The organism is Bacillus thuringiensis, from assembly GCF_022095615.2.
Classification (GTDB): Bacteria; Bacillota; Bacilli; order Bacillales; family Bacillaceae_G; genus Bacillus_A; species Bacillus_A cereus_AG.
Map to the genome: position 1 here is coordinate 4,552,112 of NZ_CP155559.1, position 13,574 is coordinate 4,565,685.

A 13,574-nucleotide genomic window follows, 5' to 3' on the forward strand; every position below is an offset into this window, starting at 1 on the left:
AGCATCATTTACCAAACTATGAATGTTGCTTTACTTCACTCACTACTGCATTCTTCTTATGCATATACACATAAGAAATACTAGAAACTATGATAACGATGCCACCAAAATATATACCATACTCGGTCACAAGGGTTACTATCATTTCTATGTGCTTTCCAAATATAGATCCTAGTACAAAGTAAACTAACGTCCAAACAAATCCTGTCACATAAGAATAAATCGCATACGTTTTAAATGACATGTTATTCATTCCTACTAAATACGGTACGATATGTCTCACAACGGGGATAAAATAACTTATTACTAATGCATAATGACCATATTTCCCTACTATCTCTTGTGATTTTAAAAGGTACTTCGCCTTTTTCTTTTTCCTCAATTTTTCAATTACTTTTATGCCAAATATTTTCCCTAGTATATACCCTAAAGAAAGACCTGATACAACACCTAAATATGTTAATAAAAAAGCTGGAATCACACTTAATATACCCATCGATGATACAAACCCACCACTCATAACAATCATTTCATCAGGAATCGGCATACCGACGATTCCGAGCCATAAACAAAAGAATAATGCCCAATAACCGTATTGCTGAATGTACGATAATAATTCATGTAATTCCATTATGCATACGCTCTCCTTAGTTCTTTTTTACAACTAAAGACATAAGCTGGTGGGAAATTAAGCCACACTTTTTCTAGTGTAATTTCAGGGAAGAAATGCTGTATAAATCCTTTTTTCACAAGTGAATATTGAAATGTAATAAATTCACCTTTCTCATGTATCGCTTCCATTACATTGTTTAAAATGCACTTTGAAACTTCTTCTGGTAAAGAAGTAAAAGGTAATCCCGATAAAACGTAATCCACGCATTCTATATGAAATTCTTCCATATACTTCTTTATATTTTCAGCTGAACCGTGTACAACAATGACGTTCTGTTCATCTTTAAACTTTCTTGTTAACTCTTTGCAAAACACTTCATTAATTTCAATAAGAAGAAATATTGTCTCCTTCTTCTTTCTCTTCATAATTTCTTTCGTAAAAACTCCTGTACCAGGCCCTAACTCTACAATGCATTTCGCTCTATGAAAATCAATTACATCTACCATTTTCTTTGCTAATATTTTTGAACTTGGCGCAATAGCGCCAGTATGTTTCGGATGTTTAATAAATTCATGTAAGAATGTTATGAGTTGCATGTAAACCTCTCCCCATTCGTTCAATAGTTTTTAACTTGTGTCTAAGTATAACTATCGTTTCTTAACAAAAATTGAGGAGATTTCTTAAGATTTTATGAAGAATGTATCATTTATTCTTATACATATAATATTTATTGTTCAGTATATAAAAATACATTTTATATTCATTAATTTGGTATAATGGATATAAAATGTATTTTTATGTAAGGTACCATCACTACATCTATTTTCATACAACATCTGTGGAAATTAATCTGTAAATCACCTTTCACTCTTATCCAATATATGTAATCATTTTCATGTGCGCGAAAAAATTCAAATAATAAGGAATTTACACCTTATAGAGACGAATGTATATTTAAATATTAATATTTAGTATTTCAAAACTATTTAAAAGGAGAAGGTAATGAATAACTCCATCGACCTACAGCACTTATGTGACCTTGTACATATCACTTTTCATGTACCTGTTCAATTTTTATCTACTGATAGAAAAATTGTGTATGAATCTACTTCTCATACGAGTGGTAGTCCGTTTTATTCTTCTAAAGAAGAACATCTGAATGAACTTTATCAAGAAAACGCTCCTTGTAATTTTCCAGTTTTCAAAGGGAATAAGTATCTTGAGAATTTCATTAGCATCCATATAACAGATCATGAACATATAAAAGGAACAATTATAATCGGACCTACTACCTATCCAAAAGTATCAGATGAAATGGCGATTAAACTTATGAAATATTTCAACTGTAATAATAAAATGCAACAAGGAGTAGACTACTATCAATTTCTACCCGAGATAAAGAAAAGTACGCTAATTGATATAAGTATTTGGTTACATTACGTAATTTTCAATGAAAAATTAGATCGCGATATTGTTTGGGAGAAAAATAAATTACTCGAAGACGTTTCTTATAAAATCGTAAATCCTGATCTATATATTTCCAAACGTCGCCGGCATGATCCGCAAAATTATGACATATCATTGGAACGTAAATTTTTTTCAGCAATTAAAGAAGGCAATAAAGAAAAGGTCATACAATATGCATATTCATTCCCTCAAGAAGATGCGGCAATATCATCCAAAGGCAATCAACTGAGAAACCAAAAAAATAACGGTATTATCGCAATTACGCTAGCTATTCGATATGCGATAGACGGTAATCTTCCATCACATATTGCTTTTTCACTCGGTACTTTATATATACAAACGATTGAAAAGTTAGATAACATGTATTCCGTAAATAGATTAATTGAAGATGCATTATGTACTTTTGCAGAACGTGTAAAAGAATATAGTAATCAAGCATATTCTAATTCCATTACTACGTGCCTAAATCATATTCACAAACATATTTACGATGAAATATCTCTTAATGACCTTGCTAACCTTTTACATATCTCCCCTACTTATTTATCAAAATTATTTAAAAAAGAAGTGGGAATTCCTTTCATTGAATACATTCAGAGAGAACGAGTAGAAGAAGCTAAAAAATTATTAACATTAACAACCTATCCATTATCAGATATTTGTGCCTGGCTTAATTTTAATGATCAAAGTTATTTCACAAGAGTCTTCAAAAAAATTACTAGTATGACGCCTAGACAATATCGTGAAAATCATACTGTCATATAAAAACGCTTTCCTAATAGAAGGTGAGATAGTTGTCATACTATCTCACCTTCATCAAATCCATTTATTCTCCTTCAAATTCACCTTAATATAGTTTTAATCCCATTCAAAAAAGTACAAGAATGACAAATAATTACTATAAATAAGTTATTAACTTTGGTAATTTTTTAGTACTAAGCAAATTTGACTCCCAATCATACATAATAAAACGAACATAAGGTACTTCTGCATGATCAGTAGTACCTACTTCCATAGTGATTAACCTTCCTATATAGAAAATATATTGTTAGGAGAATAGAAAGTATGAGTAGTACAAATATATCAAAACCGGCTGACATGAAAGAATCGCGAAAAGTATCACCATACGATGATAGAGAAAGAATTGAAGATACTTTATTACGCTCATTCATTTCAGAAAGAGAAATATTGATCACTTATTATAAAGATGGTTATTTCCCTACAATCTATATGACTGTAATTGAATTAAATCCTTTGAAACGTTCTTTAATATGCATAGATGCCTTTGACCGGAAACATACTTTTAGTTTTATAGATATAATTGATGCGCGTTAATTATTTCTATAAAACTAAAAATAGCCATTTACCTCATAAAAAATGAGGGAAATGGCTATTTTATTTCCTTACAGCTTCACTTATTATTTCGCACTCACAATCTTATAATAAGAACGAACTGTGATAAAGTAATATCCAATATAAATAACACTATATACTCCGATACTAATTAGAAGGGGAATCATAATTTCAAATGGTAGTATGTTCCCTAAACCTTTTAATGCAAACAAGCTGTGCAGGATTCCGATTACTAATGGAATCGCAAAGATAAAGCTTACTTGTTTTGCAATAGCTTTTTTCATTTCTTGTTTTGTGACCCCTATTTTGTGAAGGACAACATAACGCTCACGATCAGCATTTGCTTCTGTTAATTGTTTAAAGTAAATGATGGAACCTGTTGCTAGTAAGAATACAAGACCTAAGAACATTCCAATAAACATCATTAATCCTGTTCCTTCAAGCCCCATATGGAAACCAGTGTAGAAATCTCTAAATGATGGCACCATTTCTGATTCACCAGCTGGCATCACTTTTGTTAATTTTTCTGTTAACACTTTACTATCTTTTTCATTTTTCACATCAATATTTTTTACAACGCGTGTTCCAAATGCTTGCTTCGCTTGCTCATACATTTCATCTGAAACAACAACAACTAATTCACCTAAATTTGTCATCGCAACGTCATTTGCGCCTTGGATTTTTAATTGCTTCGTTTCGTTTCCAATTTGGAATACTGCTTTATTTCCTTTATATTGTGGACTAAACTCATGCCCTTCAATATATGAACTATCATATATAAATGCTTCACCAGCAGCTACATTTACTGTTTCTGCGTCGATTTTTTTAGCAAGTTTATTAAATTCCGACTGAGACATAAACTGATATTTCTCTGAAATCGTATAGTTCATATTTAGAATGAAATCAACTTTTTCTCCGTCAAACTTCCCTTTTACAGGAACTGTCTCAATTTCAAATTGATCTTTGATTGGGTGATTTTTCTTCTCTTCTGCAAAAATTGCATTTACTTTCTTATCAAGCGCTGCATCTTTTTTCTCATAAGAATAGCTATATGGTGCAACTGCTTTTGATTGCGTAAATGTGTTGTAATACATCGTAACTGATGTACCAACCGCTGTTAATGTTACCGCGCTTAAAATAGAAATTGTCGCAAGTGACTTTGCATTTCCTTTAATACGATATAGTAGCTGTGACGTCGTTACCATATTCATACCGTTATAAAACGATGATTTATTAGTTCTGGCACGTTTCAATACGAATACTGTAAAGAACATAAATAGTAAGTACGTACCTAATACTGTCGCCAGTAAAATATAAAGTGCAACTGCCATAAAGTCTGCATATTTAACTGCCTTCATGAACATTAATGCTAAGAAATAACCTGAACCGATTAAAACAACTGAAATTAATGCCATCACTACTGACCCTTTCGGCATTGCTTCTCCTTCACGTTCTGCACGGAAAAGTTCAATTAACTTAAATCGATAAATTAAACGATATCCTTGAAGTGATGTATACAAAATAATCACAAAGAAAATAAGTGCTGTATCGATAATGGCAGCCATCGGTACTTCAAAATGAACATTTAAGTTTAATCCCATCATATTTACTAATAATTCAAGGAATAATTTTGAAAGGACACTACCAATCGCAATCCCGATTACTAATGACATTAATCCCATTAACATATTTTCATAAAAGAGCATTTTACCGATTTGTCTTTTTCGAATACCTAATAAGGAATATAATCCAACTTCTTTTTTACGCTTCCTTGTAAAGAAACCGTTTGAATATATAATGAACACTGCCACGAAAATAATTAGCATGACACTTGAAACTTGAAATGCACCGCTAATTTTTTTAGAAGCTTCCGCAGCTTTTTCCATTTGTGAATTATACTGCAACGCCTTAAATGTAAAATAAATAACGATACTAAAGATCATAGATGCAAAATATACAAAGTAGTCTTTAAAATTCCGCTGTATGTTGCGGAGGGCAATGCTAGATAAGGTCATCAGCCATACCTCCAGAAATAGAAGACATTACGTCAACGACTTGTTGGAAGAACTGTTTACGCGTTAACTCGCCGCGGTGCAATTCTTTATATAACTCACCATCTTTAATGAAAATAACTCGTTTACAATAACTCGCCGCAAACGCATCATGCGTTACCATTAAAATTGTAGAATTATCATATTCATTTAACGACTTCATACTTTCAAGTAAATCTGTTGCAGATTTAGAATCAAGCGCTCCAGTTGGCTCGTCCCCGAAAATCATACTTGGATTCGTAACGATTGCACGTGATGCCGCGCATCTTTGCTTCTGTCCACCAGATACTTGATATGGAAACTGACTCAAAATATGATCAATACCAAATTTCTTTGAGATTTCAAGAACGCGGCGATCAATTTCATTTGCCTTTACTTTCGATAACGCAAGAGGTAACGCAATGTTCTCTTTTACCGTTAACGTATCTAATAAGTTATAATCTTGGAAAATGAAACCTAAATGATCGCGGCGGAATAACGCTAACTTATCATCATTCATTTTCACGATATCTTTTCCATCAATTAAAATTTCACCGTTCGTCGCATTATCAATTGTAGAAAGAACGTTTAGTAAAGTCGTCTTACCCGAACCAGAAGGTCCCATAATTCCAACAAACTCACCTTCTTTTACTTGTAAGTTAATACCTTTTAACGCTGCAAATTTATTACCACCCGTGTCATATACTTTTTCAATATTTTTTGCTTCTAACACTGTTTTCATCTCGACATCCCTCATTTCTTCTATTCTCTATCTTCAACTATATACACTCTCTACTCTTGCCACTATCGATGTTTCTTACACAAACATGACAGTTATGTAAGGCACATAAGTAAAGACATCAAAAAGTTAACGTAATGTATCAAAGTACTTTGTTACTATAACATTGGGATATCATGCCATCCATTCATTCTCCTTACAGGAACATTACAATTTTGTAAGGTACAAAATGTACCCTACAAAGTTGTGCACGAAATGTCGGATGGAGCTATTTCGTTCCTGCTATTCTATGTACAGAGGAGGTCATAATATGGATTCACTTACAAATATGAATGCGGCAATGCAGTATATTGAAGATAAACTTACACACGAAATTCATTTTAAAGAAGTGATAAAAATAAAAGCAGCTTTTCCATGAAAGGAAAAGCTGCTTTTATTTACATTTTTAATTCTTTTTTATAAGCAACATATGAATAGCCCATCGTTAATCCTACCGCCCCAATAATAATTCCTATCATTAAGAAGGCTTTCCATGCTGCCGGTGCAAAAATACTTAAAATCATAATAACACCTAATACAACAAACACCTTTCCACTAAAACGGTGCGTCTTTCTCCACACTTCTTCGTTACTTAACGTCCACGGTGTTTTTATACCTACAAAGTAATTTGGTTTACATTGTGGTAAATAGTTTCCGATGACTATAAATAAAAGGCCAACAAGAATATACGGTGTACTATTCATCGGAATGTCATAACCTAATCCTACCCCAATCACAAGCATGTTTACTAAAAATAATACCACTAATACGCTATAATTCATTATCATATAACTTCTAGAAAACTTATCGTAATTCTTTTTCTTAGGATCAATTTTAGGGGTAACTGTCAATAAAACATAAGTGAAAATCATAATTCCAAGTAGCAACAGCATTGCATTAAATTTGGAAGCAAAGCCATTCACACCTTCAGTCCCCCAATGAACTGCCATTGTGCCAGGCAAATTCGGCCAGGCAAATGCCCAAGCTAAACAAGTTATAATAATTAATAAGATTGCAAAAAGATGTTTTCTCATTTCCCCTCTTCCCCCTTATTCGTAAACGTAAACACCCAAGTCAACAAATCTTGAAATACAGTTGTATTCAAAGAGTACATAACGAATTGCCCTTTCTTTTCATCTTGAATAAGTTCAGCATTTTTAAGTGCGTTTAAGTGGTGTGAAATACTTGGCTTTGTCATATTAAAATGTTCAGCAATTTCCCCAGCGGTTAAATCACTTTCTTTTAATAAATCTAAAATCTTTCGCCTTGTTGGATCTGCTAATGCTTTGAATGCTTGATTCAATGTCTTTCTTCCTTTCACTAATTAGACATTTAGATATTTATCTAAATCTTAAAATGATTTCAGTTAATTGTCAATTATACATACGCCCTTTTTACTTTTCACGCTTTTGACCTATACTGTTTACTAGCTTATCTTTCAACATAATGAAAAGACTTGAAACACATGATACACTATAGCTACAATTGTTTTTTTAGGAGGAATATACATATGTATAAAATTTTAATCGTTGAAGACGATCCAAATATTTCATCATTACTACAATCTCACATTCAAAAGTATGGCTATGAAGCTGTTGTTGCAGAGAACTTCGATGATATTATGGAATCGTTTAACGCTGTAAAGCCACATCTTGTTTTACTTGATGTAAACTTACCGAAATTCGATGGGTTCTACTGGTGCCGCCAAATTCGTCATGAATCTACTTGTCCTATTATTTTCATTTCAGCACGTGCTGGTGAGATGGAACAAATTATGGCGATTGAAAGCGGTGCGGATGATTATATTACAAAACCGTTCCACTATGACGTTGTAATGGCAAAAATTAAAGGTCAATTACGCCGTATTTACGGTGATTATGCGCCAAATATTTCTGAACGTATCGTTGAAGTAGAAGGACTAAAATTATTCCCAGAACGTCCAGAAATTCATTTTGGATCTGAGCAAGTTCTTTTAACGAAGAAAGAAGCTATTTTAGCAGAAATGTTATTATCTAAATTCCCGCGTACGGCGAGCCGTGAAGATTTATTAGCTGCCCTTTGGGATGACGAGAGCTTCGTTGAAGAAAATACATTAAACGTAAACATCACGCGTCTTCGTAAAAAATTCAATGAGCTTGGTATTGAAAATGCTATTGAAACAGTACGTGGACTTGGGTATCGTTTTAACGCAACTTGGAGTGAATAAGCATGAAGCTATTTTTACGTGATCATTTTGCATTTTTTCTACTGTACGTATTAAACTTCGGTATCATCTTCGTTCTTTATGATGCAGTAGATGGATTCCAAAACAATAAATTTTACTTCGTCGTTTTAAGTTTATATTTATTCATTTGTTTCCTCGCTTATCGTTACGTTCGCAATCGTAGAATGTACCATAGATTAAGTGAGCAACCAGAAAAAATGGAAGATGCGTTTATTGAAAGAGCAACTGCTCCGATGCCTCACGGTGTAAATGAACTCGTGCGCACACAATATCGTCTATTCCAAAAAGAACTACAATCGTACGAAGTAAAACAACAAGAACATCAATTGTTTATTAATCACTGGGTGCATCAAATGAAGACACCTGTTTCTGTTATGCAACTTATGGTGCTCGAAATGGAAGATGAACATTTAATTCCAAAGTTTAAGCAGGAATTAGATCGTCTGAACCAAGGGCTTGATATGGCTTTATACATGGCAAGATTAAATAACTTCCATGAAGACTTCCATGTCGAGACGATTTCATTAAAAGATACGGTAACAAAAAATATTAATGGGTTAAAAGAACTATTCATTCGAAACGGAGTCTTCCCTGTTTTAGAAGTACATTCTGATTTAAAGATTGCTTCTGATGCAAAATGGCTAAAATTTATCATCTATCAGTTAATGACAAATGCCGTTCGTTACTCAGGTGAGCGTGGAAAGAAAGTCTTCTTATCTGCTTATCGAAATGGAAAAGATATTATTTTAGAAGTTCGTGATGAAGGCGTAGGTATTCCGCAAGAAGATATTCGAAGAGTATTTGAACCATTTTACACTGGAAAAAACGGTCGTGCATTCGGAGAATCCACTGGTATGGGGCTTTATATTGTAAGTAAAATTTGTGACTATTTAGGACACTCTGTCAAACTAGATTCTGAAGTTGGGAAAGGAACGACGATTAAAATCATCTTCCACAACGCTGCAAATAATCAAGTAGAACATGCGGAGAAGGTGACCGAAGCATGATCGTGACATATGCTAGCAAAATGTATGAGAACTTACTCTCATACATTTTTTGCAATAAAACTACATATGTGCCTGCTAACGGGAGGCACATATTATGACATTTTGGCAATTTGCATTTAAAAATGTAACGCGCAACTCAAGAGCTTATTTTGCTTACTTTATAAGCAGTTCCTTTTCGATTGCTGTTTTCTTTTCGTTCGCTGTTTATTTGTTTCATCCGAAATTACAAAATTTCAGTATGATCTCTGAAGTTTCAGGATTAATGATGTTTTCAGAAGTTGTTATTGTTTTGTTCTCGTTCTTTTTTCTACTCTATTCAATTGGATCGTTTTTAAAAGTTCGTAAAAAGCAATTTGGTATTTTAACTATTTTAGGTATATCAAAAAAACAATTACACCGACTCGTTTTCACTGAAAATATGTTAATTGGTATTTTATCTATCTTTTTCGGTATGCAGTTTGGACTTGTCTTTTCGCAGTTTTTCTTATTAGTAACAGCGAAAATTACACATCTACCAGGGATATATTTATATCCCCCTACGAATGCTTTCATTTTAACAACGATTGTGTTTCTTAGTCTCTTTATCGTTGTATCTTCATTTACACCGATGCTAATTCGTACGAAAAAAACAGTACATCTTTTACAAGCTAATAGTGGCAAACAAAAAGTAAGAAAACCATCCATATTCGTCTCTCTATTTGGTGCTATCTGTTTATTAGGTGGTTATATTTTAGCGGCAAACCCTAAATATTTCTTCTCAATAAATCCGCAAGTAGGCGTTATATATATGGTTTCAAGTATTTTTGTGATTCCAACACTCGTTACAATCGGAACATATTTTTTCTTTTCTCAAATTAGTTTCTTACTTATTTATATTTTAAAGAAAAGAAGAACGTTTTATATGAAACGGATTAATATGCTTTGGATTTCGGATTTAGCAAGCCGCATCCGAACGAATATTAATATGCTATTTATTGTAGCGATGCTATCTACAATTGCTTTCACAATGATTACGTTCCTATATGGAGTCGGAAAGTTTACAAAGCTAGAGGTTACGCGAAGCTCACCTTTTCCATTCTCTTATTTTTCTTATGACGCAAATCCTTTTGTGGACGATCATTTAAATTGGCTTGAACAACAATTGCAAAAAGAGAATTTCTCTTATAAAAAAATAAAGGCTGATTTATATGAAACACCACTGAAAGAAGATAAAGGTATAACAGCTTATAATGACATATATGCAATGAAACAAAGTGACTATAACAAACTTGCAGCTTCCTTACGAATGAAACAACTATTCATGGACGAAAATGAAGCATATGTCTTAACAGGTAATGCTTATATAACCTTATTCAGCGAGTTTGAGCCAAGTTACAATAGAAAGTCTATTACGCTTTCTAGCACAAATACGATATTACAAGTAAAGGGCTATGAACAAGTAGGGGCCATTCCCTCTAACTTTTCATATCAAACTTTAATTTTACCTGATGTTGTTGTAAACAACTTACCAAGTACAACAAAGCGTGTATCAGCGTACAATTATAACGTACAAAACTGGGAAAAGACGTATGAAATTGCTAATGGTTTTATGAAAAAAATACAAAAAGATCGAGAGGCATTCCAATACGAAGGCCCCCTTATACGCTCCTATGAATCAGCAGACTCATTATATAGAATTACATCAGGAAGTGCTGCATACTTCCTAATCGGGACATTCTTAGGTGTCATTTTCTTTATTGGAGCAGGTAGCGTTCTTTATTTCAGAATGTATACGGATTTAACGAACGAACAAGAAAAATATGTAGCAATTTCAAAAATTGGTGTAACAGATGCAGAGATGAAAAAATCTGCAACCATTCAACTTAGTATTTTATTTTTCGTTCCGTACATTATGGCATCCATTCATACAATGTTCGCAACGAAAATGCTACAAGATGTAATTGGTTTATCTCTGTTCAAAGAAATTTCAGCTGTTCTTATTATTTTTGGCGTCGTTGAAATTGTATTTTTCTTATTCATTCGTTCGCTTTATATGCAAAAATTATCACAGTATACGAATGGACAAATTATTTAAAACAAACTTGATGAAAAGAGTATTTCTTATGCTTTTCTCATCTTCACCCCATTAGGAGGCTAGGTGAATGACATTTTGGCAGTTTGCATTTAAAAACGTGACGCGGAACGCCAGAGCTTATTTCGCCTATTTTGTAAGCAGTGCGTTCTCCATCGCAATCTTTTTCTCATTTGCAGTTTATTTATTTCATCCTAAATTGCATATGACAGACGTGAATTATTCTCTGAACATATTAATGACAATTTCAGAAGTTGTCATTGTGTTCTTTTCATTTTTCTTTTTACTGTATTCAATCGGTACGTTTTTAAAAGTACGAAAAAAACAGTTCGGGATTTTAACAGTACTTGGCATATCTCAAAAACAATTAAAACGACTCATATTTATAGAAAATATGTTAATTGGTGCTCTTTCTATATTTTTTGGCATTCAACTTGGAGTCGTCTTTTCACAGTTCTTTTTATTAGTTACCGCCAAAATTACACACGTACCTGGTTTATATTTATATCCGCCTACAAGTGCTATCGTTTTAACTATCATCATCTTTCTTGGGCTCTTCATTCTCGTATCATCTTTTACACCGATGCTCATTCGTACGAGAAAAGCTGTACGACTTTTAAAAGAAGGAAAACAACAAAAAGAAAGAAAAGCATCCGTGCTCATCTCTCTATTTGGTGCGACGTGTTTAATATCTGGATATGCGTTAGCCGCAAATCCGCTGTATTTTATGTCGCTAGGTGACATCATTGGGCTTTTATATGCCGTCTCTAGTATATTTGTCATTCCATCGCTTATTGCAGCTGGAACATACTTTTTCTTTTCACAAATTAGTTTTTTACTTATTCGTATTTTAAAAACTCGAAGAAAGTTTTATATGAAACGAATTAATATGCTTTGGATTTCGGATTTAGCAGCGCGCATTCGGACAAACATTAACATGCTTTTTATTGTAGCGATGCTATCGACGCTCGCTTTTACAATGATTACATTCTTATATGGATTCGGTAAGTTTACAAAATTTGATGAAATTAGGAAAAATCCTTTCCCGTTTACTTATTTATCTCATACTGAAAATACGTTAGCTGATGAACATTTAAACTGGTTAGAACAAAAATTTAATGAAGAGCACTTTACTTATACAAAATTTAAAACGGATATATATGAAGTATCTTCAGCTGAAGATACCACGCAGCTCTATTATGCCATTAAACAAAGTGACTATAATGTACTTGCTAAGGCTTTAAATTGGGAAACACTCACGGTGAATAAGAATGAATCTTATATTCTTATGAAAGACTTAGATGATCAGGTTATTGGAACGCTTCATAATCAAGAAAAGAAAAATACTCTTACACTTACTCAAAACAATTTACAACTACAAGTGAAAGAATATAAAGGTTATAACCCATTCCCAAATCGCTTAATATACCAATTGCTCATACTATCTGATGAAAATGTAGAAGCATTATCCACCGTTTCAAAACAAATGAGTGTATATAGCTTTAAAGTTTACGATTGGGAAAAAGCACATAACATCGGTTCGGCATTTACAACAAAAATTTATAATGAAAGTGACGCGATCAAAGCAGAGCATCCTCCTTTCCACGCAAGTGAAGCGAGTGATTCTCTATATAAAGCAAAATTAAATGTCGCTTCGTTCTTCTTAATTGGTACTTTCCTAGGAGTTATTTTCTTTATCGGTGCTGGTAGTGTTCTTTACTTCCGAATGTATACAGATTTAACAAATGAGCAAGAAAAGTATGTAACGATTACAAAAATTGGTTTAACAGCAGCTGAGATGAAACGTTCAGCGACAATTCAGCTTGCTATTTTATTCTTTGTTCCATACATTATGGCATCGATCCATACGATGTTTGCCACAAAGATGCTACAAGACATATTACATCTCTCGTTCTTCGCTGAAATTACAGTCGTACTTATGATTTTTGGAACAGTTGAAATTTTATTTTTCCTTTTAATTCGTTCCTTTTATATGCAAAAATTATCACAGCACATTAAGTTTTAAAAATA

At 33.0% G+C, this 13,574-nt stretch carries 12 protein-coding genes and 1 pseudogene; 7 read left to right on the plus strand and 6 right to left on the minus strand.

Going from position 1 to position 13,574, the window contains the following annotated elements:
• Nucleotides 1-16: 16 nt before the first annotated feature.
• Both KZZ19_RS23645 and KZZ19_RS23650 read right to left on the minus strand, forming a co-directional pair.
• Nucleotides 17-631 (minus strand): DedA family protein, encoded by a 615-nt coding sequence (locus tag KZZ19_RS23645; protein ID WP_237981497.1) that lies wholly within the window; start codon nucleotides 629-631, stop codon nucleotides 17-19.
• A complete protein-coding gene (locus KZZ19_RS23650; RefSeq protein WP_237981496.1) occupies nucleotides 631-1,209 on the minus strand; it encodes a class I SAM-dependent methyltransferase in 579 nt (192 codons plus the stop codon). The genes KZZ19_RS23645 and KZZ19_RS23650 overlap by 1 nt, the downstream gene beginning before the upstream one ends.
• A gap of 406 nt (nucleotides 1,210-1,615) precedes the next feature.
• Between KZZ19_RS23650 and KZZ19_RS23655 the strand changes: the two genes are divergently transcribed.
• Together KZZ19_RS23655 and KZZ19_RS23660 are read left to right on the plus strand one after the other, a co-directional pair.
• The gene (locus KZZ19_RS23655) at nucleotides 1,616-2,845 is read left to right on the plus strand and encodes a helix-turn-helix domain-containing protein (RefSeq protein WP_237981495.1); all 1,230 of its coding nucleotides are present in this window, start codon (nucleotides 1,616-1,618) and stop codon (nucleotides 2,843-2,845) included.
• A 300-nt stretch (nucleotides 2,846-3,145) separates the two neighbouring features.
• The gene (locus KZZ19_RS23660) at nucleotides 3,146-3,415 is read left to right on the plus strand and encodes a YolD-like family protein (RefSeq protein ID WP_237981494.1); all 270 of its coding nucleotides are present in this window, start codon (nucleotides 3,146-3,148) and stop codon (nucleotides 3,413-3,415) included.
• Between the two features lie 83 nt (nucleotides 3,416-3,498).
• Here the strand turns inward: KZZ19_RS23660 and KZZ19_RS23665 are convergent, their stop codons facing one another.
• Entirely contained in the window at nucleotides 3,499-5,448 is a 1,950-nt protein-coding gene (locus KZZ19_RS23665) for an ABC transporter permease (RefSeq protein WP_226544878.1), read from the minus strand.
• Nucleotides 5,435-6,205: an ABC transporter ATP-binding protein gene (locus tag KZZ19_RS23670; protein ID WP_000859653.1), complete on the minus strand. Its 771-nt coding sequence runs from the start codon at nucleotides 6,203-6,205 to the stop codon at nucleotides 5,435-5,437. The genes KZZ19_RS23665 and KZZ19_RS23670 overlap by 14 nt, the downstream gene beginning before the upstream one ends.
• A 286-nt stretch (nucleotides 6,206-6,491) precedes the next feature.
• Between KZZ19_RS23670 and KZZ19_RS23675 the strand changes: the two are divergent.
• Nucleotides 6,492-6,602: pseudogene (locus KZZ19_RS23675) on the plus strand (AraC family transcriptional regulator); the annotation flags it as partial.
• 37 nt (nucleotides 6,603-6,639) lie between these two features.
• Here the strand turns inward: KZZ19_RS23675 and KZZ19_RS23680 are convergent.
• Both KZZ19_RS23680 and KZZ19_RS23685 read right to left on the minus strand, forming a co-directional pair.
• Nucleotides 6,640-7,275, minus strand: coding sequence for an SdpI family protein (locus KZZ19_RS23680; RefSeq protein WP_088098150.1), 636 nt, complete (start codon nucleotides 7,273-7,275; stop codon nucleotides 6,640-6,642).
• Nucleotides 7,272-7,544, minus strand: coding sequence for an autorepressor SdpR family transcription factor (locus tag KZZ19_RS23685; RefSeq protein ID WP_064056391.1), 273 nt, complete (start codon nucleotides 7,542-7,544; stop codon nucleotides 7,272-7,274). Before KZZ19_RS23685 ends, KZZ19_RS23680 begins: the two co-directional genes overlap by 4 nt.
• Nucleotides 7,545-7,751: 207 nt before the next feature.
• On the opposite strand from KZZ19_RS23685, the gene KZZ19_RS23690 reads away from it, so the two are divergent.
• The 4 genes from KZZ19_RS23690 to KZZ19_RS23705 all read left to right on the plus strand — a co-directional run bounded on the left by KZZ19_RS23690 (nucleotide 7,752) and on the right by KZZ19_RS23705 (nucleotide 13,569).
• A complete protein-coding gene (locus tag KZZ19_RS23690; protein ID WP_000276737.1) occupies nucleotides 7,752-8,447 on the plus strand; it encodes a response regulator transcription factor in 696 nt (231 codons plus the stop codon).
• Nucleotides 8,448-8,449: 2 nt separating this feature from the next.
• The gene (locus tag KZZ19_RS23695; protein ID WP_237981493.1) at nucleotides 8,450-9,472 is read left to right on the plus strand and encodes a sensor histidine kinase; all 1,023 of its coding nucleotides are present in this window, start codon (nucleotides 8,450-8,452) and stop codon (nucleotides 9,470-9,472) included.
• A 94-nt stretch (nucleotides 9,473-9,566) separates the two neighbouring features.
• Nucleotides 9,567-11,546, plus strand: coding sequence for an FtsX-like permease family protein (locus KZZ19_RS23700; protein ID WP_237981492.1), 1,980 nt, complete (start codon nucleotides 9,567-9,569; stop codon nucleotides 11,544-11,546).
• Between the two features lie 67 nt (nucleotides 11,547-11,613).
• Nucleotides 11,614-13,569, plus strand: coding sequence for an ABC transporter permease (locus KZZ19_RS23705; protein WP_088098153.1), 1,956 nt, complete (start codon nucleotides 11,614-11,616; stop codon nucleotides 13,567-13,569).
• The last annotated feature ends 5 nt before the right edge of the window (nucleotides 13,570-13,574 follow it).

Coding starts and splice junctions, on each gene's coding strand:
- KZZ19_RS23645 (WP_237981497.1), bottom strand. CDS start 631: ATGGAATTACATGAATTATTATCGTACATTCAGCAATACGGTTATTGG.
- KZZ19_RS23650 (WP_237981496.1), bottom strand. CDS start 1,209: ATGCAACTCATAACATTCTTACATGAATTTATTAAACATCCGAAACAT.
- KZZ19_RS23655 (WP_237981495.1), top strand. CDS start 1,616: ATGAATAACTCCATCGACCTACAGCACTTATGTGACCTTGTACATATC.
- KZZ19_RS23660 (WP_237981494.1), top strand. CDS start 3,146: ATGAGTAGTACAAATATATCAAAACCGGCTGACATGAAAGAATCGCGA.
- KZZ19_RS23665 (WP_226544878.1), bottom strand. CDS start 5,448: ATGACCTTATCTAGCATTGCCCTCCGCAACATACAGCGGAATTTTAAA.
- KZZ19_RS23670 (WP_000859653.1), bottom strand. CDS start 6,205: ATGAAAACAGTGTTAGAAGCAAAAAATATTGAAAAAGTATATGACACG.
- KZZ19_RS23680 (WP_088098150.1), bottom strand. CDS start 7,275: ATGAGAAAACATCTTTTTGCAATCTTATTAATTATTATAACTTGTTTA.
- KZZ19_RS23690 (WP_000276737.1), top strand. CDS start 7,752: ATGTATAAAATTTTAATCGTTGAAGACGATCCAAATATTTCATCATTA.
- KZZ19_RS23695 (WP_237981493.1), top strand. CDS start 8,450: ATGAAGCTATTTTTACGTGATCATTTTGCATTTTTTCTACTGTACGTA.
- KZZ19_RS23700 (WP_237981492.1), top strand. CDS start 9,567: ATGACATTTTGGCAATTTGCATTTAAAAATGTAACGCGCAACTCAAGA.
- KZZ19_RS23705 (WP_088098153.1), top strand. CDS start 11,614: ATGACATTTTGGCAGTTTGCATTTAAAAACGTGACGCGGAACGCCAGA.